Annotated in this window: 23 protein-coding genes; 11 read left to right on the top strand and 12 right to left on the bottom strand. The window is 70.1% G+C overall.

Annotated features, from left to right (window positions below; all coding sequences use genetic code 11):
- The first annotated feature begins 8 nt into the window (after nt 1-8).
- A complete protein-coding gene (locus ACIBG8_RS34370; RefSeq protein ID WP_397347246.1) occupies nt 9-824 on the top strand; it encodes an alpha/beta hydrolase in 816 nt (271 codons plus the stop codon).
- Here ACIBG8_RS34370 and ACIBG8_RS34365 read toward each other — a convergent pair.
- Nucleotides 821-3,157 carry a hypothetical protein gene (locus ACIBG8_RS34365; protein ID WP_397347245.1) on the bottom strand — a complete coding sequence of 779 codons (2,337 nt, stop codon included), beginning with the start codon at nt 3,155-3,157 and terminating at the stop codon, nt 821-823. The genes ACIBG8_RS34370 and ACIBG8_RS34365 overlap by 4 nt on opposite strands.
- Nucleotides 3,158-3,307: 150 nt before the next feature.
- Here ACIBG8_RS34365 and ACIBG8_RS34360 point away from each other — a divergent pair, with 150 nt between their 5' ends.
- The 7 genes from ACIBG8_RS34360 to ACIBG8_RS34330 are packed head-to-tail and all read left to right on the top strand — an operon-like array spanning nt 3,308 to nt 11,005.
- Nucleotides 3,308-4,675, top strand: coding sequence for an ABC transporter substrate-binding protein (locus tag ACIBG8_RS34360; protein ID WP_397347244.1), 1,368 nt, complete (start codon nt 3,308-3,310; stop codon nt 4,673-4,675).
- On the top strand, nt 4,672-5,529 hold the full coding sequence (locus tag ACIBG8_RS34355) for a carbohydrate ABC transporter permease (RefSeq protein WP_397347243.1): 858 nt from the start codon (nt 4,672-4,674) through the stop codon (nt 5,527-5,529). Before ACIBG8_RS34360 ends, ACIBG8_RS34355 begins: the two co-directional genes overlap by 4 nt.
- Nucleotides 5,526-6,365, top strand: coding sequence for a carbohydrate ABC transporter permease (locus ACIBG8_RS34350; RefSeq protein WP_397347242.1), 840 nt, complete (start codon nt 5,526-5,528; stop codon nt 6,363-6,365). Before ACIBG8_RS34355 ends, ACIBG8_RS34350 begins: the two co-directional genes overlap by 4 nt.
- Nucleotides 6,362-7,147, top strand: a complete 786-nt coding sequence (locus tag ACIBG8_RS34345) for an NAD-dependent epimerase/dehydratase family protein (RefSeq protein ID WP_397347241.1) — start codon at nt 6,362-6,364, stop codon at nt 7,145-7,147. The genes ACIBG8_RS34350 and ACIBG8_RS34345 overlap by 4 nt, the downstream gene beginning before the upstream one ends.
- Nucleotides 7,144-8,400 carry an enolase C-terminal domain-like protein gene (locus tag ACIBG8_RS34340; RefSeq protein ID WP_397347240.1) on the top strand — a complete coding sequence of 419 codons (1,257 nt, stop codon included), beginning with the start codon at nt 7,144-7,146 and terminating at the stop codon, nt 8,398-8,400. The genes ACIBG8_RS34345 and ACIBG8_RS34340 overlap by 4 nt, the downstream gene beginning before the upstream one ends.
- A gap of 13 nt (nt 8,401-8,413) precedes the next feature.
- Nucleotides 8,414-9,424, top strand: coding sequence for a LacI family DNA-binding transcriptional regulator (locus ACIBG8_RS34335; protein WP_397347239.1), 1,011 nt, complete (start codon nt 8,414-8,416; stop codon nt 9,422-9,424).
- Nucleotides 9,425-9,439: 15 nt separating this feature from the next.
- Nucleotides 9,440-11,005 (top strand): FAD-dependent oxidoreductase, encoded by a 1,566-nt coding sequence (locus tag ACIBG8_RS34330; protein WP_397347238.1) that lies wholly within the window; start codon nt 9,440-9,442, stop codon nt 11,003-11,005.
- Nucleotides 11,006-11,044: 39 nt separating this feature from the next.
- On the opposite strand, the gene ACIBG8_RS34325 is transcribed toward ACIBG8_RS34330, so the two are convergent.
- From ACIBG8_RS34325 to ctaD, 8 genes are read right to left on the bottom strand one after another with little or no spacing between them, the layout of a single operon-like run.
- Nucleotides 11,045-11,980 carry a diacylglycerol/lipid kinase family protein gene (locus ACIBG8_RS34325; protein ID WP_397347237.1) on the bottom strand — a complete coding sequence of 312 codons (936 nt, stop codon included), beginning with the start codon at nt 11,978-11,980 and terminating at the stop codon, nt 11,045-11,047.
- A 6-nt stretch (nt 11,981-11,986) separates the two neighbouring features.
- Nucleotides 11,987-14,494 carry an immune inhibitor A domain-containing protein gene (locus ACIBG8_RS34320; protein ID WP_397347236.1) on the bottom strand — a complete coding sequence of 836 codons (2,508 nt, stop codon included), beginning with the start codon at nt 14,492-14,494 and terminating at the stop codon, nt 11,987-11,989.
- 53 nt (nt 14,495-14,547) lie between these two features.
- Nucleotides 14,548-14,889, bottom strand: a complete 342-nt coding sequence (gene frdD, locus ACIBG8_RS34315) for a fumarate reductase subunit FrdD (RefSeq protein ID WP_397347235.1) — start codon at nt 14,887-14,889, stop codon at nt 14,548-14,550.
- Nucleotides 14,886-15,272, bottom strand: a complete 387-nt coding sequence (locus ACIBG8_RS34310; RefSeq protein WP_397347234.1) for a hypothetical protein — start codon at nt 15,270-15,272, stop codon at nt 14,886-14,888. Before ACIBG8_RS34310 ends, frdD begins: the two co-directional genes overlap by 4 nt.
- A complete protein-coding gene (sdhB, locus tag ACIBG8_RS34305; protein WP_397347233.1) occupies nt 15,269-16,021 on the bottom strand; it encodes a succinate dehydrogenase iron-sulfur subunit in 753 nt (250 codons plus the stop codon). The genes ACIBG8_RS34310 and sdhB overlap by 4 nt, the downstream gene beginning before the upstream one ends.
- Nucleotides 16,014-17,747, bottom strand: coding sequence for a fumarate reductase (quinol) flavoprotein subunit (gene frdA / locus ACIBG8_RS34300; protein ID WP_397347232.1), 1,734 nt, complete (start codon nt 17,745-17,747; stop codon nt 16,014-16,016). The genes sdhB and frdA overlap by 8 nt, the downstream gene beginning before the upstream one ends.
- A gap of 5 nt (nt 17,748-17,752) precedes the next feature.
- Nucleotides 17,753-17,989, bottom strand: coding sequence for a hypothetical protein (locus ACIBG8_RS34295; RefSeq protein WP_397347231.1), 237 nt, complete (start codon nt 17,987-17,989; stop codon nt 17,753-17,755).
- On the bottom strand, nt 17,990-19,684 hold the full coding sequence (gene ctaD / locus ACIBG8_RS34290) for a cytochrome c oxidase subunit I (protein WP_397347230.1): 1,695 nt from the start codon (nt 19,682-19,684) through the stop codon (nt 17,990-17,992).
- 170 nt (nt 19,685-19,854) lie between these two features.
- Here ctaD and ACIBG8_RS34285 point away from each other — a divergent pair, with 170 nt between their 5' ends.
- A complete protein-coding gene (locus ACIBG8_RS34285) occupies nt 19,855-20,712 on the top strand; it encodes an LLM class F420-dependent oxidoreductase (RefSeq protein ID WP_397347229.1) in 858 nt (285 codons plus the stop codon).
- Here ACIBG8_RS34285 and ACIBG8_RS34280 read toward each other — a convergent pair.
- Both ACIBG8_RS34280 and ACIBG8_RS34275 read right to left on the bottom strand, forming a co-directional pair.
- Nucleotides 20,679-21,338 (bottom strand): response regulator, encoded by a 660-nt coding sequence (locus tag ACIBG8_RS34280; protein WP_397347228.1) that lies wholly within the window; start codon nt 21,336-21,338, stop codon nt 20,679-20,681. The genes ACIBG8_RS34285 and ACIBG8_RS34280 overlap by 34 nt on opposite strands.
- Before the next feature lie 5 nt (nt 21,339-21,343).
- Entirely contained in the window at nt 21,344-22,387 is a 1,044-nt protein-coding gene (locus ACIBG8_RS34275; RefSeq protein ID WP_397347227.1) for a sensor histidine kinase, read from the bottom strand.
- Nucleotides 22,388-22,458: 71 nt separating this feature from the next.
- Here ACIBG8_RS34275 and ACIBG8_RS34270 point away from each other — a divergent pair, with 71 nt between their 5' ends.
- On the top strand, nt 22,459-23,658 hold the full coding sequence (locus ACIBG8_RS34270; RefSeq protein WP_397347226.1) for an aminotransferase class I/II-fold pyridoxal phosphate-dependent enzyme: 1,200 nt from the start codon (nt 22,459-22,461) through the stop codon (nt 23,656-23,658).
- Here the strand turns inward: ACIBG8_RS34270 and ACIBG8_RS34265 are convergent.
- Entirely contained in the window at nt 23,648-24,211 is a 564-nt protein-coding gene (locus ACIBG8_RS34265; RefSeq protein ID WP_397347225.1) for a hypothetical protein, read from the bottom strand. The two genes, ACIBG8_RS34270 and ACIBG8_RS34265, sit on opposite strands and share 11 nt — an antisense overlap.
- 51 nt (nt 24,212-24,262) lie before the next feature.
- Between ACIBG8_RS34265 and ACIBG8_RS34260 the strand changes: the two genes are divergently transcribed.
- Complete coding sequence (locus ACIBG8_RS34260; protein WP_397347224.1) at nt 24,263-25,624, top strand: FAD-binding oxidoreductase; 1,362 nt, start codon at nt 24,263-24,265, stop codon at nt 25,622-25,624.
- Nucleotides 25,625-25,816: the final 192 nt, after the last annotated feature.

Here is a 25,816-nt window from a genome sequence, read left to right as displayed (position 1 = left end):
GATGTTTCTTGCGTTTCACTCGTCTTTCAGCGACCCCTTTTCAGCTCGACACCCTTCCTTCCGAGCTGCCGTCCGATGCCGATCTCAGCGCGCCCACCGCGGGATCCGGAACGTGGGTCAGTGCTCCGGGCGCCTCCCTCGACCGGGGCGTCACCGTCTACGTGCACGGGGGTGGGTTCCAGTTCGCCAATCCCGACGTGGAGCGGGTCATGGCCTACCGGCTCTCGCAGGCCACCGGGCGGCCGGTCATGGCGGTCGACTATCGGCTGGCGCCCGCTCATCGGTATCCGGCGGCGCTCGATGACGTGGTGGCTGCCTATCGCAGTCTCACCGTCCCCGCTTCCAAGGTCATTCTCGCTGGGGAGTCTGCCGGGGGGACGCTTGTCCTCTCGGCGCTGCTCGTGCTCAAGGAAGCCGGTGACCCGTTGCGCGGCGGGGCGCTCGTCGTCTCGCCGCAGACGGACATGACCCTGTCCAGCCCGTCGATCGAGGCCAATGACGGGCTGGACGTGGTCAACAGGTTCGTGCTCGATCACGTGCGTACCCAGTATCTCGACGGAGCGGCGCCCGATCGGGCGCCGCAGTCGCCGCTGCACGGGGACCTGCGCGGGCTGCCGCCCCTGCTGCTTCTCGCTGGAGAGCGGGAGGTGATGCTGGACGACGCCCGCCGCTTCGCCGAGGCGGCGTCGGACGCGGGAGTGGACGTCGAGCTCGATGTCTACGAGAACATGACGCACGCCTTCCACGCCGCCATCCTTCCCGGCGACCCGCCGCCGGTGGCCGCGACGCTCATGGAACGCATCAGCCGGTGGAGCGACCGCTAGAGGTTCAGCCCGTAGTAGACGCGGGGAGCGCCGTCCAGCCGTACCTTGACCTTGCCGTCGCAGGCGGTCAGCGTGCGCTCCCTGCCGAGGCAGTCCAGCTCGCGCACGGTCGTCCCTGACGCGGCCACCTTCAGGTCCGTCTTGGTCGGCCAGCCGTCCACCCACGGCTCGGGCGCCGCGAACCACGTGGCGCCCGGCTCGTGGTCGGTGTTGAGCACGTAGCCGTCCTTCCTGCTCCACAGGATCGAGACCGGGCCCTCCGGCGTACTGAACAGCAGGCCCTTGAGGTCGTGGTCGGCGAACGTCAGCCACCGCACGAACGTCGCGCGGTCCAGGACCTGCGCGGCGGTGGCGTAGGCGAGCATGGACGGCTTCGCGCTCGTGTCGCGGTTCATCAGGCCGTAGTGGTATTCGGGGTTGGCCGGGTCGGCCATCTGCGGTTTGCCCAGGACGCTGTCGTGCAGCTGGTACCAGTTCACGCACCGCACCCCCTCGGCCTTGGCCAGCGCGAGGGTGAGGAGGATGTTCTCGGCCGCCTGGCGGTAGGTGTCGTGCCACCAGCTGTTGGGTTTCGTGCAGGCGTACGCTTCGGTCAGCCAGAGCTCCTTGTCGCCGTACGCGGCGATCGTCTGGCGGGCTTTGCGGAGGCCGCCGAGGAAGTTCCAGTAGGAGCCGTTGTTCCCCTGTGTCCACTCCTCGGGCGGGGGTGCGTAGTCGGGGGTGAAGTTGCCCCTTCCCGGGTGGAAGGCGAAGCCGTCGATGAGGTCCCAGCCGCCGGCGGCGTGGAACTTCTCGGTCCAGACGTAGTCCATTCCGGCGAGGCCAGCGTTGAGGAGCTTGGGGCGCGGGCCGGTGCGGCGGTCGTGGACGGGGCGCAGGCCGTCGCGGACGTAGGCGGCGGCGGTGTCGCCGCTCATCCACGGCTTGTTCACCTCGTTGGCGACCTCGAAGTAGTCGGCGCCGGAACTGACGGCCTTGGCGGTGTTGGTGTCCGCCCAGGCGGCCACCTCGGTCGGAGTGCCGCCGAGAGGGATGCCCGCCAGCTCGATGTTGTGGGCGATTCCCGCGGCGTCGAGGGTGGCCGGCGGGAGGCCTGGGCCGCCGTCGTAGGAGATGCGGACGCGTTGGATGCCTATGCGCTTCATCAGGGCGATGACGGCTGCCGTGTCGGGTTTGAGGAGCCACGGGTAGTTGGCTATGCCGAACATGCTGTCCGGTCCTGCCTGGTAGGTGTGAGGTGGGAGGACGGCGAGGTTGGTGCGGGCGAACGCGGTGTCCGCGCCCGCGGTGGCGGTGACCTCGGTGAAGACGATGCCTCGGAGTGGGGAGGTGACGGTGAAGGTCTGGGTCCAGGTGGATCCTGGGGCGATGGTGCTGGTGACGGCGCCCGAGGCCAGGAGCTTGCCGTCGAAGTCGCGGGCCCACCAGGTGAGGGTCACGTCGCGCGGAACGGTGCCGCCGTTGACCACCTCCGCGTGGAGGGGCATGGGGCGGCCCGCGGCATCCCAGAGGGAGAACGGCTGGTCGGTCCAGACCTCCACTCCCAGCGCCTTCCCGCCGCCCAACGCACCACCGGCGGCGGGGCGCATGGACCCCAGCACGAGATCGACCTCGGTCAGTGCCCCCGTGGTGGAGGAGACGGCGACGGCAGACCCTGCGGTGGAGGTGGGGAGCCAGGTGGCGGGGGCGTGGATCCAGGTGGGGTTGGTCCAGGCGGGCGTGGTGCCGGCCAGGCGGAAATAGGCGCGGGTGTCGGGCCAGGTCTCCTGGTAGACGACCCCAGCATTCGTCTCGTACGGCACGCCGCCCCCCGCGTCGCGGTTCCACGTCGTCAAAGGGATGAAGGACTCCGGCGCGCTGGGAGAGAGCACCGTGCGGCCGATCATGAACCCGGCGGGGACCAGGGTGGAAGGACCACTGACCTCCCACCGGAGCTTGGCGCGGTGCGGGCCGACCTGGAAGATGCCGCGCACCGCGATGGCTGTGGTGGCGAGGGTGTAATCCACCTGGATGGCCTGCGCGCCGTCCGGGAGGGTGACCAGGGACGGGGTTCCGCCCGTGGTGCGCTGGATGCCCGCGACCGAGTCCTTGGCCATGAATCCGGTCAGCCGAATCCGGTCCACCCCGTCGTTCACGGTGATCACGCCATCCGCAGCGGCAGTGAGGGTGATGCCGTCGGCGGAGATGGACGGCGATGCCCCATCAGCCGAAGCAGGGGAACTGCCGGAAAGAGAACCGGTCGCCGCGCGGGCTGGAGAACCGGGTAACACGGGCGAGAGCAGTCCTGCCGCTACGGCTCCGCCGAGGAAGCGGCGGCGGGGGATGTCAGGCATGAGACCTCTTCCCAATAGACCTAATGCGGATTAGGGAGAGGTGTACCCCCGCCACTCAAACCCTGTCAAGGCCCGCCCGTAACACCCTTGACACCTTCCCCTAATGCGGATTAGATGCCTCCTAATCCGCATTAACCCAGAGGAGAAGCCATGGCCAGACGATGGATGGCGGGAGCGCTCGTGCTCGCCGTCGCGACGGCGGGCTGCTCGTCCGGCAAGGCGAGCCAAGACGGCACAGCCGACGGCAAGATCGCGATCACCGTGGCCGGAATGCCGCCCACCACCGCGGCCAAGACCCGCAAGCAGTTCCTCGACGCGGTCGCCGCCTTCGAGAAGGCCAACCCCACCATCAAGATCAAGCCCACCGACACCCAGTGGGACGCGCGCACGTTCGCGACCAGGCTGGCAGGCGGCAACGCGGAGACGGTCCTCACCGTCCCGCTCACCGAGCCCCCGGGGCTCATCGCGAGACGCCAGGTGGCCGACCTCAGCGCCGAGATCAAGGGCCTGCCGTACGCCAAGGACTTCGACCCCCGCGCCCTGGCCCCCGCGACCGGCCCCGGCGGCGCGGTTTACGGCCTGCCCGTAACCGAGTACGCCCTCGGCCTCGTCTACAACCGCGCCCTGTTCACCAAGGCCGGGCTCGACCCCGACCAGCCCCCCACCACCTGGGACGAGGTCAGGACCGCCGCCAAGAAGATCGCCGCGCCGGGCGTGGCGGGTTACACGCAGATGACGGTGAAGAACACCGGCGGCTGGATCCTCACCGCGATGACGTACTCGTTCGGCGGAAGGATGGAGAAGGAGGAGGGCGGCAAATACGTCCCCACCGTCAACGACGCCGAGCAGGCGCTGACCCACCTCGCCGCGATGCGCTGGCAGGACGACTCCATGGGCGCCAACCAGCTCCGCACCCAGCAGGACGCGGAACGCGACTTCGCCGCAGGCAAGATCGGCATGATGATCGGCACCGTCAACAGCTACAACCGATACGTCACTCTCTACTCTGGCAAACCCGATGACTTCGGCATCGCCGCGCTCCCCCAGAAGATCGCCGCACCCCCTCAGAAGAAGGCCACCCTCCTCGGCGGCCTCGTCGCGGCCGTCAACGCCAAGGCCACCAAGGAACAGCGCGCCGCGGCCGTGAAGTGGATCGACTTCTACTACCTCAAGCCCAACTACGACCCGGCGTCCGCCGAGCAGCTCGCCGTGGCCAACGCCGCTGACAAGCTCGCCGTCGGCCTCCCCACCCTCCCCTTCTACGGCACAGCCGTGTCGGACCCGGTGAACGCCGCGATCGCCAAGCACACCAACATCCCGGTCAGGAACTTCGCCCCCTACGTGAAGGACACGGCCGCGCTGGAGTACGTGGTCGAGCCCCCGGTCGCCGCCCAGGACCTGTACGGCGCGCTGGACACGGCCGTCCAGGCCGTCCTGACCCGCAAGGACGCCAACCCCCGCGACGAGCTGGCCAAGGCCGCAGCCCGCGTCGCGCCACTGATCGAGAAAGCCCAGTGAGAAGAAGCGCCGCCGCCCTGTTTCTCCTCCCCACCGTGCTGGTCTTCGGCGTGTTCTCGTGGTGGCCGATCATCCGCAGCGTGGTGCTCGGCTTCCAGCAGACGAACCTGGTCGAGGCCGCGACGTTCGCGGGGCTGGAGAACTTCCGCACGCTGCTCGCCGACCCCCTCCTGGGTACGGCGGTGCGCAACACGCTGCTGTTCACCGGCCTCGCCCTGGTGATCGGGTTCCCGCTGCCGATCTTCCTGGCGGTGCTGATGTCGCAGCTCAGGCGAGCCGCCGGGCTGATGCGGGTGCTGGTCTACCTCCCGGTGGTCGTGCCGCCCGTCGTGGCCGTGCTCATGTGGAAGTGGTTCTACGACCCGGACTCCGGCCTGTTCAACCAGGTCCTCGGGCTGGCCGGGCTGGGACCGTACCCCTGGTTGCAGTCCACCGGGATGGCGATGCCGAGCCTGGTCCTGGAGGCGACCTGGGCGGGCGCGGGCGGCGCTGTGCTGATCTACCTGGCCGCGCTGTCGAGCGTGCCGACCGAGCTGTACGAGGCGGCGCAGCTCGACGGCGCGTCGATTCTCCGCAGACTGTGGCACGTGACGTTGCCGCAGCTCCGCCCGATCCTGCTGATCATGCTGCTGCTCCAGGTGATCAACACCTTCCAGGTGTTCACCGAGCCGTTCGTGCTCACCGACGGCGGCCCGGAGGACGCGACGGTCACCGTACTGCTGCTCATCTACCGCTACGCGTTCGTCAACGGCGACTACGGCGCTGCCGCCGCGCTGAGCGTGAGCCTGGCCGTGGTGCTGGCCGCGCTGTCGGCCGTCTACCTGCGGCTCACCAGGACCTGGGGGACGAAGTGATCTCCGAGGCGGAACGGCGCGGCATGCGCGGGCGGCTCGGCGCCGTCCAGGTGCTGCTGATCGCGGCGCTGCTGCTCGAAGGGGCTGGCCCGATCTACTGGATCTTCAAGGGCGCGATCTCCTCCACCCAGGAGTCGCTGCGCGCCCCGCTGGCGCTGTGGCCGTCCGAGGCGCGCTGGTCGAACCTGGCCGAGGCGTGGACGAGCCTGGAGGTGGGCCACTACCTGGTCAACACCGTGGTGCTGGTCGGCGGCTCCTGGTTCACGCAGCTGTTCGTGGCGGCGACCGGCGCGTACGCGCTGTCGGTGCTGCGCCCCTCCTACGGCAGGTTCGTCTACGGCGCGGTCCTGGCGACGCTGTTCCTGCCCGGCACGGTGTCGATGGTCTCGCTCTACCTGACCGTCCTCGACCTGGGCATCGCGAACACGCCGCTGGCGGTGTGGCTGCCCGCCGGCGCGCACGCCTTCAACATCCTGCTGGTCAAGCAGTTCTTCGACGGCATACCCAGGGAGCTGTTCGAGGCGGCGCGGCTGGACGGCGCGGGGCCGTGGCGGATCTTCACGAGAGTGGTGCTGCCGATGTCGCGGCCGATCCTGGCCGTGGTGTCCCTGCTGGCTGTCATGAACGCGTGGAAGGACTTCCTCTGGCCGATGATCGCCATCACCGACACCGAGAGCCAGCCGCTGGCGGTCGCGCTGCCCCGGCTGGCCGACACCTCGGACCAGGCGCTGCTGATCGCCGGGATGCTGATCGCGATCATCCCGCCCGTGGCGGTGTTCCTGCTGTTCCAGCGGCAGATCATCCGCGGCATCGCGTTCACCGGGCTGAAGGGATGAGGGTCCTGGTGACCGGCGCGGCCGGTCGTCTCGGCTCCGCCGTACTCGAGGCGCTGGAAGGCCACGAGGTGAGGACGCTCGTGGGCGACGCCAGGGATCCCGCGGCCGTCAGGAAGGCCCTTCACCAAGTGGACGCGGTCATCCACACGGCCGCGCTGGCCTCGCCGGAGGTCGCCGCGCCCGAGGTCGTGTTCGCCACCAACACCCAGGCGACGTTCGTGGTACTGAACGAGGCGGGCCAGGCAGGGGTACGGCGGGCCGTCGTCGCGAGCAGCCTGTCGATCACCGGCCTGCCCTTCGCCAGGTCCCGGCCGCAGCTGCCCTACCTGCCGCTCGACACCGGCACCCCGCTGCAGATCGAGGATCCGTACGCGCTGTCCAAGCAGGTCGACGAGGCCACCGCCGCGATGATGCACCGCCGCCACGGCATGACCGTCGCCGCGCTGCGCTTCCCCTTCCTCGGCGACCCGGCACGGCTCGCCGCCCGCGCGGCGATGCTGGCGGAGAACCCGGCGGCGGGCGCCGCTGACCTGTGGAGCTACCTCGACCTGCGCGACGCCGCCCGCGCCTGCGTGCTGGCGCTGACCGCGCCCCTGTCCGGTGCGCCCGTCATCTACGTCGCCGCCCCCGACACCCTCATGACCGCACCGACCGAGGACCTGCTCGCCGAGCACCACCCGGGCGTGCCCTGTCGTACGGCGCTGCCCGGCAGGACGGTGGCCATCGACCTGGAACCGGCCAGGCGGCTGCTGGGATTCACCGCTGAGGAGCCACGACCATGATCATGCAGGAGACCCAGGCACCCTGGGAACCGAGGGACACGCTGCGCATCACCGGTGTGCGCACGATCGTCACCGCGCCAGGCGGCGTCCCGCTCGTCGTGGTCAGGGTCGACACCTCCGAGCCCGGTCTCCACGGCCTCGGCTGCGCCACCTTCACCCAGCGCTTCCACGCCGTGGTCGCCGCGGTCGAGCAGCACCTCGCGCCCATGGTCATCGGCAGGCACCCGGCCGACATCGAAGACATCTGGCGCATGCTGCACTTCTCCTCGTACTGGCGCGGCGGCCCGGTGCACAACAACGCGCTGTCCGGCATCGACCTGGCCCTGTGGGACATCGCGGGCAAACGCCTGGGCGTCCCGGTCTACGAGCTGCTCGGCGGCCGGGTCAGAGCGGCTGCCGCCGCCTACACCGGGGCGCGCGGCGGCACGGTCGAGGAGTCCGTCGACCGTGCGGCCGCCCTCGCCGAGCGCGGCTACCGCCACATCCGCCTCCAGGCCGGAGGTCCGGGCGTCGGCACGTACGGCGGAGCAGGAACGCCCGGCGCATATCCGGGCAGCCCGTACCCCGACGGCTGGGACGTCGCCCACTACCTCAGGACCACGCCCACGTTGTTCGAAAAGGCCCGCGAGGTCCTCGGCGACGAGCTGGAGCTGCTGCACGACGCCCACAACCGGCTCACGCCGAAGGAAGCGGTCGTGCTGGCGAGGTCGCTGGAACCGTACAGGCTGTTCTTCCTGGAGGACCCGCTCGCGCCCGAGCACTTCGACCGCCTCCCCGAGGTGCGCGCGGCAGCGCCCATGCCGATCGCCTCAGGCGAGCTCGTCTCCTCGGTCACCGACGCGGCGCGGCTGGTCACCTCGGGCGGCGTCGACTACCTGCGCCTGCACGTCTCCGCCGTCGGCGGGCTGACCCCGGTGCGCAAGCTGGCCGCGTTGTGCGAGCTGAGCGGGGTGCGCACCGCCTGGCACGGTCCGCCGGACATGTCGCCGGTGGGCGCGGCGGCCAACGTCACGCTCGACGTCACCAGCCCGGCGTTCGGCATCCAGGAGGCGCACGTCTATCCGGAGCCCGTGCACGAGGTGTTCCCTGGAACGTTGAGGACCGTCAACGGCTACCTCACCCCGTCAGGCGAGCCCGGCTGGGGCGTGGATCTGGACGAGCGGGCGGCCGCGCGCCACCCGCCCGAGACGCACCTGCACGAGCGGTGGGCCGCGCGGGTGCGCAGGCCGGACGGCGGGCTGGAAGCACCGTGAAAGGGGAAATTTCATGAAAGGTCGTCCTCGTCAGGCGGACATCGCCAGGCTCGCGGGGGTATCGCAGCCGACGGTGTCGCTGATCCTCGGCGGCGGCGCCGCGGCCGTGGGCATCGCCGAGGAGACCCAGCGCAAGGTCATGCGCGCGGCCGAGCAGCTCGGCTACGTGCCCGACCCGATCGCCACGCGGCTGGCCGCCGGGCAGAACAACCTGCTCGGCCTCTACACCTTCACCTCGACCTTCCCGACCGAGATGTCGCACGCCTACTACCCGTTCCTGGTGGGCATCGAGGAGGAGTCCGCGGCGCAGGGCTACGACCTGCTGATGTTCATCGCCTCCAGCATCACCGGCGAGCGCCCGCACGCCCAGGTGCTCAACCGGGTACGGCTGGCCGACGGCTGCCTGTTCCTCGGGCGGCACCTGCCGGTGCGGGAGATGGACCGGCTGCTCGCCACCGACCTGCCGGTCGTCTACATAGGGCGGCACGACGACTTCGGCGACCGCCTGCCGTACATCGGCGCCGACTACGTCTCGGCCGGCGCGGCCGTCGTGCGGCACCTGGCCGGGCTCGGCCACGAGCGCATCCTCTACGTGCGCGAGCCGGACGAGGCCATCACCTCCGTCGACAGGGAGGCGGGCTTCCGCAGCGGCATGGACGAGTGCGGCCTGGAGGCGTCCGTGGTGCGGACCGACGGGAGCGACCTCACGCCCGAGCGGCTGCTCGCCTGGCGCGCCCGGGGGTTCACCGCGATCGTCACCGAGGCCACCGACACCGACGCGGCCCACCTCGCGCTCCTGGCAGCCGCCGCGCAGGCCGGACTCCGCTTTCCCGATGACCTGTCCCTGGCCACGCTGGGCGATCCCAGCCGGGGCGGCGCCGGGCTCACCGGCTTCGCCGTACCGCGTCGCGAGATGGGGGCGGCGGCCGTGCGGCTGCTCACCCAGCTCATCGCGGGTGACCGTACGGCGCCCAGGCACCAGCTCCTGAGCTGCGTGCTGCAGCCGGGCGAGACCTCACGCTAGAAAGGCACTCCCCTCATGCCCGACATCCTCGTCGTCGGCGGCGGGCTGGGCGGCGTCGCCGCCGCCCTGTCCGCCTGCCGCGCCGGTCAGAGCGTCGTCCTCACCGAGGAGACCGACTGGATCGGCGGCCAGTTGACGGCTCAGGCCGTACCCCCTGACGAACATCCGTGGATCGAGGCGTACGGTTCCACCGCCACCTATCGCGAGCTGCGCGGATCCGTCCGCGACTACTACCGGCAGTGGTACCCCGTGACCGGCTCGGCACGGACGTGGCGCCAGTTGAACCCCGGCGCCGGATATGTCAGCAAGTTGTGCCACGAACCACGTGTCTCGTTGGCGGTCATGCAGGCGATGCTGGCCCCCTTTGTGGCCTCCGGCCGGTTGACGATCCTGCTGGAACACCGCCCGGCCGAGGTCTTCGTGGAGGGCGACCGCGTGCTCGGCGTCAGCCTGCTGGACACCCGTTCCGGCGACTCGCGCACGGTCACCGCCGCCTATGTTCTGGACGCGACCGAGACCGGCGAGCTGCTGCCCCTGTCCAAGACCGAGTACGTCACCGGGGCCGAGTCCTTCGACGAGTACGGCGAGCCGCACGCCCCTGCCGTCGCGCAGCCCATGAACATGCAGGGCATCACCTACTGCTTCGCCCTGTCCCACCACGAGGGCGAGAACCACGTCATCGACCGGCCGGACGACTACGGTTTCTGGCGCTCCTACCAGCCGGACTTCTGGCCTGGCCCGCTGCTCGGCTTCAGCGCGCCGGACCCGCGCACCCTGGAGCCGGAGTCGCGGTGGTTCTCCCCCAACCCGGCGGGCGACCCGCGCGGCGTGCTGGCCGACCAGAGCGCGCACGCGGGCGACAAGGACCTGTGGATGTTCCGCCGCATCCTGGCCCGCGGCCTGTTCGATCCGGGTTTCACCGACTCCGACATCACGCTGGTCAACTGGCCGCTGAACGACTACTGGCTGCGCCCGATCATCGACGTGGACCCGGCTCCGGCGCACCGGGAGGCCAGGCAGCTCTCGCTGTCGCTGCTGTACTGGCTGCAGACCGAGGCCCCGCGCCCCGACGGCGGCACCGGCTTCCCGGGCCTCAAGCTCCGCCACGACGTGGTCGGCACGGCGGACGGCCTGGCCAAGTCGGCCTATGTCCGGGAATCTCGCCGTATCCGCGCCGTCACGACGGTCACCGAGCACCACGTCACTCAGAAGAGCCATTTCCCGGATTCCGTCGGGATCGGCGCCTACCGCATCGACCTGCATCCGTCGACCGGGGGCGACAACTACATCGACATCGCGAGCGTGCCCTTCGAGATTCCCCTGGGCGCGTTGCTCCCGGTGCGGATGCGCAACCTCCTGCCTGCGGGCAAGAACCTCGGCACCACGCACATCTCCAACGGCTGCTTCCGCCTGCACCCCGTGGAGTGGAACGTCGGCGAGGTCGCCGGCCACCTGGCGTCCTTCTGCCTGCGCAGGGGCGTGGAGCCGCACGAGGTGCGGGAGTCCTTCCTGGAGGAGTTCACCGCCGAGCTCGACCAGCTCGGCGTCGAGCGCCGGTGGCCGTCGCCGGCAGGGTACTGAAGCGCCGGAAGGAGGGGCGGGCGGCTCCCGCTCGGCGTCTCAGCGGTCCTCGAAGGAGGAGGGGACCATGACACGGACGCCGTTGGGGACCACGCGTAGCGTGATCGGGGTGATCAGGCGGACCTCGCCGTCCACGTCCGCCGCCAGCGGCGGGTCGGTCTCCAGGAGCATCTCGCGGCCCACGACGAACGGGCCGCCCGCCAGGCTGCGCCACCGGCCCGTGGTGGCTCTGGCCAGGGTCTCGGCCAGCAGGCGGAGCTTCTTGCCCGAGCCCAGCTGATACGCAACCAGCTGGCCGTTGTCGATGCTGATGTCCTTGGCCACCTGCCATCCGCCGTGGAACCGCCCGTTGGCGATGTTGAGCTGGTGGGTGAGCAGCTCGTGGCGCTTGCCGTCCACCGTGATGAAGGCGCGGAACGGCTTGTGGCCCGGCAGGATCGTCAGGGCGGTCAGCGGGTAGGCGGGGCGGCCCACGATGCGCTTCAGCCAGGGCTTCACCTTCCCCGCCACCTCGACGGACACGCCGAAGCTCGCCAGGTTGGCGAACGGCCGGTCGTCGGCCATGCCGAGGTCGATGTCGGCGACCTTGCCGGACGCGAACACCCCGACCGCCCCCGGCAGGTCCAGCGGCAGCCCCAGGCTGCGGGCGAAGTTGTTGGTCGTGCCGAGCGGCAGCACCCCCAGCGCGACGTCGCGGTGCGCGATGTGCCGCACCGCCGACGACAGCGTCCCGTCGCCGCCGCCGACCACGAGCAGGTCGGGCTTGGTGGCCAGCGCCTTGTCGAGGTGGTCGCGCAACCGCTTGGGGTTGACGACGGAGAACTCAGCCAGCGGCTCGAAGCCGAGCCCGTGGATCAGGTCGAGCGCCTCGAAGTAGTGGCGGCGGCCACGGCGGGACCTGGTGTTGATCACCACGGCGACCTTGCGATCCCTCTGAATGGCCTCGGTGTGCTCGGCCTTGCTGCGAAGCTCCATGGGTCCTCATCGTAGGGGCGGCGTCACGGATACGACCGCCCCGACGTTACCCGGCAGCGGCGAGATGACCTTGAACCGTACCCCGAGAGGCCGCGTGGGGTTGCCGGTGCCGAGCACGTGCCCGTCGCCGAGCTCCGTCCCGTAGAGCTCGGTGGCGGGCGTCCCGTCCCGGTGCACGACCCTGGTGCTGTACGGCTGCGCGGCCGGGACCACGACGGACGCGTCGAAGTCGCGGTACCCGATCCCGTCCGGCCCGGCCTCGAACCCCGGGTACCAGGTCTGGGCGTCGGTGAACGACGGCACCCCCTTGAGCGCCTTGATCGACGTGCACAACGCCTCAAGGCACTCCTTGAAGGGATAGGTCGGCGCCGGCGAGAAGGCCGCGTTGGACGACTGCGCCCGCCCGTCCAGGATCGTCCCGTCCGTACGGCGGAGCGGATCGAAATGCGCGTCCACGAGCAGCAGCCCGCCCTTCGGCCCCATCGACGGCGGATCCCCCAGCCCCGTCAGCAGCACGTTGCTCGTGTATGTCGAGTCGCGGTACCAGACGAGCAGCCCGGGGGCGTTGTACCGCACCTTCTCCACCTTCCACACCCCGCCTTTGGTCGAGCTGGTGTCGTAGGCGTACCGCAGCCCCTTGTCGAACCCGTCGAAGTTGCGCCACTCGGCCAGGTAGAAGCGCGAGATCGCCCTGGTCCCGTCGTTGAGCGCCCACCCTCCACGCCACCCGTTGGCCCCGCGCTCGGCGTCGTCGCTCCACACCACGTCCTGCCCGCTGGTGAGCGCGAAGTCGTCGGCGTGCCAGCCGCGCAGCGTGGTCGAGTCGTCGGTGACGTACCGCAGGCGCAGCTTCACGGTCCTGCCCGCGTACGGCGTGAGCGGCACGTAGTCGCGCCGCCAGCCGGGCGTGGAGCCGGTGATCGCGACGGGCGAGCCGGTGGAGTCGAAGACGGGCAGGCGCGTCCAGGTGGCGCCGCCGTCGGTGGACGCCTCGACGTAGCCGAAGTCGTAGTCCTGCTCCATCTCGTAGTTGTCCCACATCCAGAACCGCACGTCGGTCCCCGCCGGGACGGCCAGGTCGCGCTGCAGGCCGAGGTCGGCCAGGTCCTGGCCGGTGCCCGACCACCAGGCCCGCCGCCCGCCGTGCGGGTCGATCATCTTCAGTGGCGCGCTGGTCAGGTTGACCTTGATGCCGTCCTGGGTGAAGCGGGGGGTGCGGGAGGACTGGCCGACGGTGACGAGCCTGGCCGCGTCGCCGGGGTTGAGCACCTTGGGGTTGGCCCAGCCGAGGATCCACTTGTCCCAGAGGCCCATGTGGGAGGGCATCGACTGGTAGAGGAGCCCGGCGTGCGAGCCGCTGGCCATCAGGTCCCAGAAGTCGACGTCGGTGGAGGACGTGCCCGTCGGGTCGTACAGGTCGGGTAAGCCGAGGTCGTGGCCGTACTCGTGGGCGAACACGCCGACCCCGGCGTCCTCGGGCTGCAGGGTGTAGGTGAACAGCCGCGTGCGCGTGCCCGGGATCGGGTGGCCGCCGGGCACCGCGCTGGAGTTGGCCCAGATGGCGTAGGTGCCCTGCGCGCCGCCGTCGGCCGACTTGTCCTTGCCTGCGTGGACGAGGACGACGTGGTCGAGCACGCCGTCGGGCTCGTTGAAATTGCCGTCGCCGTCGGCGTCCGTGACGTCCTCGACGTCGTAGGAGGCCCAGGGGAAGCGCGGCTGGGCCTTGGCGAGGGCGTCCACCGCGTCTATGGCCAGCTGGGAGGCGCCGAGGGGGTTGTTCGGGTGGCCCGACATGTCCTGGGGAGCGGCTCCGCAGGCGGCCGCGCCGTACCAGGCCTCGGAGTGCGGGACGCGGAGCCAGCCGACGGCCGCCCCGGTGATCGTGTAGGCGCCCTTGGACATCTCCTGGTACATGCGCTTCATCGTGTAGCCGGACACGTCGATGCCCGCCCGGCCGTCGCGGGGGTCGCGCAGGTCGGTGCGTACCCGCTGGGTGAGGCCGCGGTCGGTGTAGAGCAGGCGGGTGTAGTGGTCGGCGGCGAAGTCCCTGACCCAGAAGGTGTTGTTGTCGCCGCGCGGGGGCGCGGGGATGCGGTTGTGCGCCGGCCCGCTCAGGAACGTTCCAGAGGGTTCTGTGACGCAGTCGCCGGGGTCGGCGTTGATCGTGCGGGGACGGCGGAAGCCGGAGAAGTCGTCGCGGGCCTTCTCGTCGAACTCGACCAGCAGGGTGAGCATCCTGGCGCTCCTGGGCCGGACGAACGCCGCCGGGTTGCGTCCCGTGCTGATCGCCTGGCTCTCCCGCTGGGCCAGCACGCGGGCCGCCGCCGGGCTGCCGCCGGAGTATTTCCTGTCCACCTGCAGCGCGCGCGGGTCGGCCGGACGGGGCTCGTCGCGCGGCGCGCTGTAGTTGACGTAGTAGTCGCGCGGGCCCGGCAGATAAACGGCCGGGGTAGCGGGAGAGGCGAGAAAGGCGGCGAGGAGCCCCAGTGCGGGAATCGCCCGCGAAATGCTCATGACAGGCGACGGTAATCGCCGCACCACAAGAAAGTCCGCTAAATGCCTATATTTCAGAACATGACGAGTGCGGCCACCACCCCGCCCGCGACCGCCGCCCCGTAACAGACGAGCGCGATGACCAGGTCGAACCGCGCGATCCCGAGCACCTCCTCGCTGGTGAAGCGGATCCGGTGCGCCGCGTGGAAGAAGCAGAGCACGATCACCACGAGCAGCGCCAGCCGTACGATCACCAGGTCGAGCAGGCCCGCGAGGTGCTCAGCCGTCGGCCACGCGACCACGCCGAGCGGCATGAGCACGCCGAACAGCAGCACCAGCACGGGCAGCAGCAGCGCGGCCATCACCCCGCCGCCGCTGAACAGCAGCCAGAGGTACGGTTCCGGCGTCCTTTTCACGGCGACCTCATGATGAAGTAGGCGATGAGGATCGACAGCCCGATCCAGGCGGAATGGTTGCCGCCCTGGATCATGAAAGCGGGAACGCGCCAGCCGTCCAATCTGACCACTGTGGCTTTCGGGGCCAGATTGAGAAATGTGACGGAATGGAAGGCTGTGGCAATTAAGGCCACGACGTTAAGCGCGACCACCCAGATTTGCTGAGAAAAGGCGATAAATCCGGGGAGGTTCCCCGACAGCACCGCCGAGACCAGCAGCAGCACGTACACCGTCGCCCACGCCACGAAGACGCTCGTCGCCTCCCGCAGCACGAACACCGTGTAGGCCCGCGACCGCACGAACCACAGCCGGTCGCGCGGCGGGCGGTAGGTCACCGGGTTCATTTGCGCCCCCACGGCAGCACCGACCGCATCGCCGCGGTCACCTTGTAGCGCTGGATCGCCTCGGCAGGGTCCACGTGCTTCGGGCACGCGCTGGTGCACTCGCCGACGAACGTGCACCCCCACACCGCCTCTTCCAGGTTGAGCAGGTCGAACCGGTCCCCCTGGTCACGCGAGTCCAGGTTGTACCGCTGTGCCAGCGCGATCGCGGCGGGCCCGAGGAAGTCGGGGTTGAGCACGTACACCGGGCACGCCGAGTAGCACAGCATGCAGTTGATGCACATCGAGTACTGCTTGTACGCCTCCAGCTGCGCCGGAGTCTGCGCGTACTCGGTCGTCAGCGGCAGCTCCTCACCCTCGCGGATCAGCCACGGCTGGACGTGCTGCAGCTTCGCCAGGAAGTCGTCGATCTCCACCACGAGATCCCTGATCACCGGGAAGCCCTTCAGCGGCTCGATCCTGATCGGCCCGTCGCCGAACTCGGTGAAGAACGTGCCGCAGGTCAGGCGCGGCTCGCCGTTCACCGTCATCCCGCACGAGCCGCAGATCCCCATCCGGCACGACCAGCGGAACGACAGCGACCCGTCGAGCCGGTCCTTGACGTAGGCCAGCCCGTCGAGCACCGCCCAGTCGTCCATGAGCGGCACGTCGAAGCTCTCGAACACCGGCTCCTTGTCCTGCTCCGGCCGGTACCTGGCGACCTCCAGGGTCACGGTCCTGGTGGTGACGGCTTTTTCCTGGAGGTCAGTCACGGCCATAGACCCTTTCGCCTGGGGGCCAGCGGGTGATCGTCACGGGCAGCAACCCGACGGACGGGGTTCCGTCGGGCGAACGGTGCACCAGCGAGTGCGCCAGGTAGGTGTCGTCGTCGCGCAGCGAGAAGTCGGTGCGCTGGTGGGCGCCGCGCGACTCGCGCCGGTTGAGCGCGCAGGCGACGATCGTCTCGGCGATGTCGAGCATCGCGAGCAGTTCCTGAGCGGTGGTCAGCTCGGTGTTGAAGGTGGTGCTGGTGTCGTCGATGCGCGCGTCCTGGGCACGCAGGCGCAGCTCGGCGAGGGTGTCTGCGGCCTTGGCCAGCACGTCGCCGGTCCGGTAGATCCCGGCGGCGCCCTCCAGGGTGTGCTGCATCTCCTCGCGCAGGTCGGCGATCCGCTCGCCGCGCGGGTTGCCCTCCCGCGTGCGGAGGAGCCGCCGCTCCTCGTCACCCCCCTGGCTGCGTACGGCTGCCGCCTCGCCCTCGCGGTGTTCGCGGGCGAACGAGGCGGCCGCGATGCCCGCCCTGCGGCCGAAGACGAGGATCTCGGGCAGCGAGTTGGAGCCGAGGCGGTTGGCGCCGTTGATGCTGACGCAGGCCGTCTCGCCCGCGGCGTACAGCCCGGCGATCGGGGTCGCGCCGTCGAGGTCGGTGTGGACGCCGCCCATCATGTAGTGCACGACGGGACGCACCGGGATGAGGTCGGTGGCCGGGTCGAGGTTCTGGTAGCTCCGGCACAGCTCCCGCACGAACGGGATCCGCGCGTCGATCTTGGCCTCGCCGAGGTGGCGCAGGTCCAGGTAGACGACGGGTCCGTACGGAGTGTCCACCGTCCTGCCCTTGTGCTGCTCGGCGACGAACGCCTGGGAGAGCCGGTCGCGCGGCCCGAGCTCCATGCTGCGCAGCTTCGGCGTGGGGGTCGGCTGCCCGAGGTCGTAGTCCTGCAGGTAGCGGTAGCCGTCCTTGTTGATCAGCCAGCCGCCCTCGGCGCGGGCCGCCTCGGTGATGAGGATCCCGGTGAACGGCAGGCCGGTCGGGTGGTACTGCACGAACTCCATGTCCTTGAGCGGCGCGCCCGCCCGGTAGGCCAGGGCCATGCCGTCCCCGGTCTTGATCGCCGCGTTGGTGGTGAAGGGGAAGACGCGGCCGCAGCCCCCGGTGGCGAGGATGACGGTGCGGGCCGCGATCGTCTCGATGCGGCCGGTCCTCATCTCGACGGCGGTGACGCCGTGCACCCGGCCGTCGTCGACGACGAGCCGCGTGGCGTACCACTCGTCGTACCGCACGATGTCGGTGTATTTCAGGGTGGTCTGGAAGAGCGTGTGCAGCAGGTGGAACCCGGTCTTGTCGGCGGCGTACCAGGTGCGTAGCCGCTTCATGCCGCCGAACGGCCGGACCGCGACCCGCCCGTCGGGCTCGCGGCTCCACGGGCAGCCCCAGTGCTCCAGCTGGATCAGCTCGCGCGGCGCCTCGGCGACGAACGCCTCCACCGCGTCCTGGTCGCACAGCCAGTCGCCGCCGGAGATGGTGTCGTAGGCGTGCTCGTCGAGCGTGTCGCCGATGCCGATCACCCCAGCGGCGCCGCCCTCGGCCGAGACGGTGTGGCTGCGCATCGGATACACCTTCGACACGACAGCCACGGTTAACGACGGGTCGGTCTCGGCGACCGCGATGGCCGCCCGCAGACCAGCCCCGCCTCCTCCGACGATGAGCACGTCGATCATGTGCGTCAGCTCCCGTGGTCGGCCTGCAGGGACGAGTCCTTGATCCGTTTGCCGTCGTGGCGCACGGCGGAGATGTGGATGCTGCCGTCGTGGTACTCGTGCCTGATGCGGCGGCAGCCGCAGTCGAAGTACTGGTCGCGGATGAGCAGGCCGTACCCGTCGTCGTCGACGAGGCGCTCACCGCCCGACCTCTTGCCGCAGGGCGCCAACTCTGGTGAGAACGGGCTCTTCACGCCGGTCATCTAGGTCTCCTCGCTGGGAACCTCGTCTTCTGGGGCGTCCACCTGGCGCGGCTGCGCCGCTGCGGCGACACGTGGGTAGTGCAGGTCGAAGGCGGGGCGCTCCGACCTGATCGGGGGGATGCTGATGAAGTTGTGCCGGGGCGGCGGGCAGGACGTGGCCCACTCCAGGGAGTTGCCGTAGCCCCAGGGGTCGTCGAGGGTCACCTTCGGTGCCCGCTTCGCCGTACGCCAGACGTTGTAGAGGAACGGCAGCGTCGAGGCCCCGAGCAGGAAGGCGCCCACGGACGAGAGCTGGTTGAGCGCGGTGAAGCCGTCGTAGGCGCTGTAGTCGGCGTAGCGGCGCGGCATGCCGAGCACGCCGAGCCAGTGCTGGATGAGGAACGTAGTGTGGAACCCGACGAACAGCGTCCAGAAGTGGATCTTCCCCAGGCGGTCGTCGAGCATCCTGCCGGTCATCTTCGGCCACCAGAAGTAGAAGCCGGAGAACATCGCGAACACGACGGTGCCGAAGACCACGTAGTGGAAGTGGGCCACGACGAAGTAGGAGTCGGACAGCGGGAAGTCGAGCGGCGGCGAGGCCAGGATGACGCCGGTCAGGCCGCCGAGCAGGAACGTCACCAGGAACCCGACGGCGAACAACATCGGCGTCTCGAAGCTGAGATGGCCACGCCACATCGTGCCGATCCAGTTGAAGAACTTCACCCCGGTCGGCACGGCTATGAGGAACGTCATGAACGCGAAGAAGGGCAGCAGCACCTGGCCCGTCGCGAACATGTGGTGCGCCCACACCGTCATCGACAGCCCGGCGATGGAGATGGTCGCGCCGACCAGCCCGATGTAGCCGAAGATCGGCTTGCGGCTGAAGACCGGGATGACCTCGGTGACGATGCCGAAGAACGGCAGCGCGATGATGTACACCTCGGGATGGCCGAAGAACCAGAACAGGTGCTGCCAGAGCATCGCGCCGCCGGTCGCCGAGTCGAAGACGTGCGTGCCGAACTTGCGGTCCGACTCCAGCACCAGCAGCGCCGCGGCCAGCACCGGGAAGGCCATCAGGACGAGCATGCTGGTCAGCAGCGTGTTCCAGGTGAACAGCGGCAGCCGGAACATCGTCATGCCCGGCGCGCGCATGCCGATGATCGTGGTGATGAAGTTGACCGAGCCGAGGATCGTGCCCAGGCCGGACAGCGCCAGCCCCATGATCCACAGGTCGCCGCCGACGCCGGGCGAGTAGGTGCCCGTCGAGAGCGGCGTGTAGGCGAACCAGCCGAAGTCGGCCGCGCCGTCCGGGGTGAGGAACCCGGCCACCACCATCAGCCCGCCGAACAGGAACATCCAGTACGCGACCGCGTTGAGCCGGGGGAACGCCACGTCGGGCGCGCCGATCTGCAGCGGCATGATCACGTTGGCGAACCCGGCGAACAGCGGGGTGGCGAACAGCAGCAGCATCACGGTGCCGTGCACGGTGAACAGCTGGTTGTACTGGTGCTGCGAGACCAGCTGCATGCCGGGTGCCACCAGCTCCGCCCTGATCACCATCGCCATGACCCCGGCGAGGAGGAAGAAGCAGAACGAGGTGATCAGGTAGAGGTACCCGATCACCTTGTGGTCGGTCGTCGACATCCAGGAGACGATGACGGTCCCGGTACGGCGGCGCCTGACCTGCTCGAAGGACGTCTCTCGAACAGTCGTCACGGCAGCTCCCTCGGCGAATGGAGTGTGACCCCGATCACCCCATTGGACTCCGGCGATCGCCGCCTGGGAACCCGTTCGGGCATATTTCCCGGTGAGATGCGGCGTGAGCATGGGATCCATGCGAGATCGTCGCTGGTGGAGGCGGTGTCGCGGTTCTACCGTCGGGAGGCATGACGACCATCGGCCTGCACACGCCCAACGCCTTCGCCGGGGCCTCTCGACAGGGTGCCGCGCGGATCGCGCGGCTGGCGGAGGAGCTGGGGTACGACTCGCTGTGGGTGGCCGACCACGTGGTGCTGCCGAGCCCGTTTTCTGCCCCCTCCCCTCTTGAGCCTTCCGCGCCGCTGCTGGACCCCGTGGTCTCGCTGGCGTTCATGGCCGCGCACACCGAGCGGATCCTGCTGGCCACCGGGTGTGTGGTTCTACCGCAGCGTGAGCCTTTGGTGCTGGCCAAGCAGCTGGCGAGCGTGGACGTGCTGAGCGGCGGGCGGCTGGTGTTCGGCGTCGCCGTCGGCTACCTGGAGCCCGAGCTGCGTGCCCTCGGCGTACCCCTGGAAGGTCGTGGGGCGCGCGCCGAGGAGTATCTGCGGGCGATCAGGGAGCTGTGGGAGTCCGAGGCGCCCGCCTTCCACGGTGAGCACGTGTCGTTCAAGGACGTCGACGCCCACCCGCGTCCGGTGCAGCGGCCGGTGCCCGTGGTGATGGGCGGCCACTCGCGCGCCGCGCACCGGCGCGCGGCCGAGCTGGCCGACGGGTGGTACGGGTGGATGCTCGGGCTGCGTGCCACAGCCGCACAGCTGGAGTCGTTGCGCGCTCTGTCGGGCAGGCCGCTGCACATCACGGTCAGCCCGTCGCGGCCGCTGACCCCAGACACCGTCCGCGCCTACGCCGACCTGGGCGTCGACCGGCTCGTCGCGGTGCCACCGCCCGGGTTGTCCCTACCCGAGCTGGAGGACTTCGTCAGGGCGCACGCCCCCGACTCGCTTGTCAGGGCTTACGCGCCCGCGACGACCAGCCCGGACTCGTAGGCGAACACGACGGCCTGGACCCGGTCGCGCAGGTCGAGCTTGGTGAGGATGCGGCTGACGTGCGTCTTGACGGTGTGCTCGCTGACGACCAGGCCCGCGGCGATCTCGGCGTTGGACAGGCCGCGCGCCATCAGCCGCAACGTCTCCGACTCCCGCTCGGTCAGCTCGCCGAGCCGCGCGGCCAGCCGCGGGGCGACGCCGTGGCTGGGCCGCCTGACCAGGTCCTCCAGCAACCGCCTGGTCGCGGCGGGGGCCAGCAGCGCCTCACCGGCCGCCACCACCCGGACCGCGGCGGCGAGCTCGTCCCTGCGGATGTCCTTCAGCAGGAACCCGCTCGCCCCGGCGCGCACGGCGTCGTAGACGTACTCGTCGAGGTCGAACATGGTGAGCACGAGCACCTTGGCGTCGGTGACCGCGCAGATCCGCTCGGTCGCCTCGATGCCGTTCATGACCGGCATGCGCACGTCCATGACGACCACGTCGGGGCGCAGCTCCTCGGCCAGCGCCACGGCCGTCGCGCCGTCGGCCGCCTCACCGACGACCGAGATGTCGGGTTGCGCGTCGAGGATCAGCGTGAATCCGGCCCGGAACAGGTCCTGGTCGTCGGCGACGAGCACGCGCAGCATGCGCCCTATCCAACAGGAAAAGCGGCCTTCACCACGAATCCCCCGGCAGCGCCTGGACCCGCGTCCAGCGTCCCGCCCACAGCCGCTGCCCGCTCACCCATCCCGACCAGCCCGAACCCGTCCTTACGCGGCCCGCCCCTGCCCTTGTCCGCGACCTCGACCTCCAGCCGCTCGTCACTCCAGCGCAGCCGTACGGTCACCCGCTTCGTCCCCGCGTGGCGCAGGACGTTCGTCAGCGCCTCCTGCACGATGCGATAGACCGCCACCCCCGCACCGGCGGCGATCGGGCGCGGCTCGCCCTCGGTGGTCAGCGTCGCGTCGAGCCCGGAACGGTCGAGCAGCCCCGGCAGGCCTTCGAGGCCCGGCTGCGGCTCGGGCTCGCCCGGCCGGCGCAGCGCGGACAGCAGGCCGCGCAGCTCGGTGAGCGCCTCCCTGCCGGTGTCGGCGATCGCGTCGAACGCCGCGACGGCGCGCGCCTCGTCCTTGAGCACCAGCGGTCCAGTCTCGGCCTGCACGACCATGCGGCCCACGGAATGGGTGACGATGTCGTGCATGTCGCGGGCGATGCGGGTGCGCTCGCGCTCGATCGCCGTGGCCCGCTCCTGCTCGATGCGCAGCGCGCGCTCGCGGTTGGCGCGTGCGCTGGTGCCGAGGGCGTACGCGGCGACGAACGCCGTGCCGATGACGCGGTAGGTCTCCGCGTTCTCCGCCGGAAGGATCAGGGACACCGCCACGCCCGCCGCCACCACGGGCACCGCGAGCAGGCGCGCCCAGCGCGGAGCCAGGTCCGCGATGGTGTAGATGCCGACCAGCGGCCCCCAGGGCAGGTAGGGCTTCTCCCACGTGACCAGCACCGTGATCGCCACCCCGACCACGAGCGCGGTGCTCAGCGGCCACCTGCGCCGCCACAAGACCGGCAGCGAGGCGGCCAGCCCGAGCCCGACGATCCACCACGCGGGCGGCTGCGGCCACATCATCGGCAGGACGGTGGCAGCGACGACCACGACGGTGATCGCGGCGTCGATCACCCGGGGCGGCAACTCGCGCATGAGAGCAGTATCGCGGTCCATATTCCGGACATTCACCGGGAGCAGGGGGCCGGATCTCCTATCCTGCGTGCATGCAGTCCACCGCCCTGAGCGAATACGAAGCCCTCGTAGCCCGCGGGCTGAGCCTCGACCTGACCCGAGGGAAGCCCTCGCCTCACCAGCTCGCCCTGTCCGACGCGATGTTGTCACTGCCCTCGACGCACGTCGCGGCCGACGGCACGGACGGCCGCAATTACGGCAACCCGCAGGGCCTCAAGGAGCTGCGCGAGCTGTTCTCCGCTCCGCTGCAGGTCCCGGCCGATCAGCTCGTGGTGGGCGGCAACTCCAGCCTGGCGATGATGCACGACACGATCATGTTCGCCCTCCTGGGTACGGTTCCCGGCGCCACGCAGCGCTGGGTGGAGCAGGAGATCACCTTCCTGTGCCCGGTGCCGGGATACGACCGGCACTTCGCGATCTGCGAGAAGTACGGCATCAGGATGGTCGCGGTGCCGATGGACGCCGACGGTCCCGACATGGACGTCGTCGAGCGGCTGGTCGCGGAGGACGCCTCGGTCAAGGGCATCTGGTGCGTACCCAAGTACAGCAACCCGTCGGGCATCTCCTACTCCGACGAGACCGCGCGCCGCCTGGCCGCGATGCCGACCGCCGCGCCCGACTTCCGGATCTTCTGGGACAACGCCTACGCGGTCCACCACCTCACCGACACCCCGGCGCAGCTCGCCGACATCCTGGCCCTGTGCGCGGAGTACGGCAACGCCGACCGCGCCTTCGTGTACGGCTCGACGTCCAAGGTGACCTACGCGGGCAGCGGGGTGTCGTTCTTCGGCTCCTCGCCCGCCAACGTCGCCTGGTATCTGGGCAACACCGCCAAGCAGACGATCGGCGCCGACAAGATCAACCAGCTGCGCCACGTGGAGCTCCTGCGCGACGCCGACGGGCTGGCCGCGCACATGCGTAAGCACGCCGAGCTGGTGTGGCCGAAGTTCGAGGTCGTCGACCGGATCCTGAGCAAGGAGCTGGGCGACGTGGCGACGTGGACGAGCCCGCAGGGCGGCTACTTCATCACCCTGGAGGTGCCTCACGCCAGCGAGGTCGTCGCCAGGGCCAAGGCCGCCGGGATCGCCCTGACCCCGGCCGGTGCGACCCACCCGTACGGCAAGGACCCGGACGACCGCTTCATCCGCATCGCTCCGACGTTCCCCGACCTGGAGGAGCTGGAGCAGGCCATCACCGGCCTGGCGATCTGCGTCAGGGCCGTCAACGCCTGAAACCGAAGATGTACTCGCGCGTCTCGCTGGGGTGGAAGGAGACTCCCACCCCAGGCTCGAACACCATGTTGTCGCGCGCGCAGTAGTAGAGCCCTTCCCACACGGCAAGGGCTTTCTCCCTGGCCGGGGCCTCGGCGACGTCGCGTTTGCGCGCGCCGAACGAGCCGAGCACGAACATCAGCCCGAGCCCCCAGAACAGCCCGGTCAGGCACAGCGGCGCCAGCAGCACCTCGGCCCACGTCGACTCGCGCGCCATGGCGAGCACGAGCGCCACGACGAGGTGCAGCGGCGCCGCGATGCCGAGCAGCACGTAGCCCTGGTTGCGCACCCACGGCGTGTAGTGGCGGCTGGGGAACGACAGCCAGACGGCGAGCTGGGTCCGGCTCATGCGGTGCTTGGACCCGCCCAGCGACGGAGCCGTGGGCAGGTCGGCCACGTCCTTGCCGGCGGGCAGCCGCACCCGGCCGATGGCGTACGTGGTTCCCGCTGCGACGACTCCGGGCACCGAGGCCACCTGGTCGGCTTCAGAGCACACCGGACAGGAGAGAGTCATCCGGGAAGTCTGTACGGATGGGACTGTCCACGCAAACCGTAAGGTTCTTTCGTGAGCGCAATTGATGCATTGGTGACAAGTCTCCCCGAAGGCCGCGTCGTGACCGACCCGGACGTCATCGACTCCTACGCCCGCGACCGGACCTTCCTGGAGCCGGGCAAGCCGCTGGGCGTGGTCCTGGCGACCTCGCGCGACGACGTGGTGACGACGATGCGCTGGGCCACCGAGCATCGGGTGCCCGTGGTGCCGCGCGGCGCAGGCACCGGGCTGGCCGGTGGCGCGACCGCCGGTGACGGGACGGTCGTGTTGTCGCTCGCGAAGATGACCGCGATCAGGGAGCTGTCACCCGCCGACGAGATCGCCGTCGTCGAGCCAGGCGTGATCACCGCCGACCTGGACAGGGCGGCCCGCGCGCACGGCCTGATGTACGCGCCCGACCCGTCCTCGTACGAGATCTCCACCATCGGCGGCAACCTGGCCACCAACGCGGGCGGGCTGCGGTGCGTCAAGTACGGCGTGACCCGCGACTCGGCGCTGGGCCTGGAGGTGGTGCTGGCCGACGGGCGGGTGCTCGACACCGGGCGGCGCACGATGAAGGGCGTGACCGGGTACGACCTCACCGGCCTCTTCGTCGGGTCCGAGGGCACGCTCGGGGTGATCACGGCGGCGACCGTACGGCTGCGCCGGGCGCCCCTGCAGGCGCCCGCGACGTTCGCGGCCGAGTTCGGCTCGCTGCGGGACGCGGCGGCGGCGGTGTCGGCGATCATCGCGGCCGGGTGCCAGCCGTCGCTCATGGAGCTGCTCGACCGGGCGACGCTGGTCGCGATCGACGACTGGCGGCACATCGGGCTGGAGGCGTCGACGCAGGCGATGCTGATCGGGCAGTCCGACGCGGCCGACGGGCAGGAGGTCGCTTCGCGGATGGAGCAGCTCTGCATGGACAACGGGGCGTCGTTCGTCGCCGTCTCGTCCTCGCCCGCGGAGGCCGAGGAGCTGATCGCGGTGCGCCGGATGGCGTACCAGGCGAAGGAGCGGCTGGGCGCCTGCCTGGTGGAGGACGTCTGCGTGCCGCGGTCGGCGCTGCCGGACATGATCACCGCGATCGAGGCGACAGCCGTACGGCACGGCGTTCAGATCTGCACGGTGGCGCACGCGGGGGACGGCAATCTGCACCCGGTCTTCATCTTCGACCACGGCACGGTGGAGCCTCCTGCCGAGGTGTGGGCGGCGGCGGACGAGATCTTCCGCCACGCCCTGTCGATGGGCGGCACCTTGACCGGCGAGCACGGGGTGGGGTTGCTGAAGCGCCGATGGCTCGCCTTGGAGTCCGGGCCGGTGGTGACGGAGGTACAACACGGCATCAAGGCCGTCTTCGACCCGTTGGGCCTCCTCAACCCCGGCAAGGCCATCTAGCCCACCCCTTCTCCCTACGGAACCCCACTCGGCCCAGTGGACAACCCGCCCGGCGGCGCGCCTCCGGCCCCGTGGAGTGTCGTCCGTACCCCACCCTGCGGGGATGGGACGTGGACTGTTCACCAAGACGTGACCTACGAGGCGGGCGTGGACACGACCTGCGTCGATGCCCTGACATGTGGCGTCAAGTCG

Source organism: Nonomuraea sp. NPDC050556 (assembly GCF_044457355.1).
In the GTDB taxonomy this organism is placed as follows: Bacteria; Actinomycetota; Actinomycetes; order Streptosporangiales; family Streptosporangiaceae; genus Nonomuraea.
Note: the sequence above shows the minus strand (reverse complement) of the source record. Positions and strands in the feature narration are given on the sequence as shown.

Coding starts and splice junctions, on each gene's coding strand:
- ACIBG8_RS34270 (WP_397347226.1), top strand. CDS start 22,459: ATGCAGTCCACCGCCCTGAGCGAATACGAAGCCCTCGTAGCCCGCGGG.
- ACIBG8_RS34320 (WP_397347236.1), bottom strand. CDS start 14,494: ATGAGCATTTCGCGGGCGATTCCCGCACTGGGGCTCCTCGCCGCCTTT.
- frdA (WP_397347232.1), bottom strand. CDS start 17,747: ATGATCGACGTGCTCATCGTCGGAGGAGGCGGGGCTGGTCTGCGGGCG.
- ACIBG8_RS34275 (WP_397347227.1), bottom strand. CDS start 22,387: ATGCGCGAGTTGCCGCCCCGGGTGATCGACGCCGCGATCACCGTCGTG.
- ACIBG8_RS34340 (WP_397347240.1), top strand. CDS start 7,144: ATGATCATGCAGGAGACCCAGGCACCCTGGGAACCGAGGGACACGCTG.
- ACIBG8_RS34325 (WP_397347237.1), bottom strand. CDS start 11,980: ATGGAGCTTCGCAGCAAGGCCGAGCACACCGAGGCCATTCAGAGGGAT.
- ACIBG8_RS34330 (WP_397347238.1), top strand. CDS start 9,440: ATGCCCGACATCCTCGTCGTCGGCGGCGGGCTGGGCGGCGTCGCCGCC.
- ACIBG8_RS34345 (WP_397347241.1), top strand. CDS start 6,362: ATGAGGGTCCTGGTGACCGGCGCGGCCGGTCGTCTCGGCTCCGCCGTA.
- ACIBG8_RS34295 (WP_397347231.1), bottom strand. CDS start 17,989: ATGACCGGCGTGAAGAGCCCGTTCTCACCAGAGTTGGCGCCCTGCGGC.
- ACIBG8_RS34335 (WP_397347239.1), top strand. CDS start 8,414: ATGAAAGGTCGTCCTCGTCAGGCGGACATCGCCAGGCTCGCGGGGGTA.
- ACIBG8_RS34285 (WP_397347229.1), top strand. CDS start 19,855: ATGACGACCATCGGCCTGCACACGCCCAACGCCTTCGCCGGGGCCTCT.
- ACIBG8_RS34310 (WP_397347234.1), bottom strand. CDS start 15,272: ATGAACCCGGTGACCTACCGCCCGCCGCGCGACCGGCTGTGGTTCGTG.
- ACIBG8_RS34360 (WP_397347244.1), top strand. CDS start 3,308: ATGGCCAGACGATGGATGGCGGGAGCGCTCGTGCTCGCCGTCGCGACG.
- ACIBG8_RS34265 (WP_397347225.1), bottom strand. CDS start 24,211: ATGACTCTCTCCTGTCCGGTGTGCTCTGAAGCCGACCAGGTGGCCTCG.
- ACIBG8_RS34280 (WP_397347228.1), bottom strand. CDS start 21,338: ATGCTGCGCGTGCTCGTCGCCGACGACCAGGACCTGTTCCGGGCCGGA.
- ACIBG8_RS34365 (WP_397347245.1), bottom strand. CDS start 3,157: ATGCCTGACATCCCCCGCCGCCGCTTCCTCGGCGGAGCCGTAGCGGCA.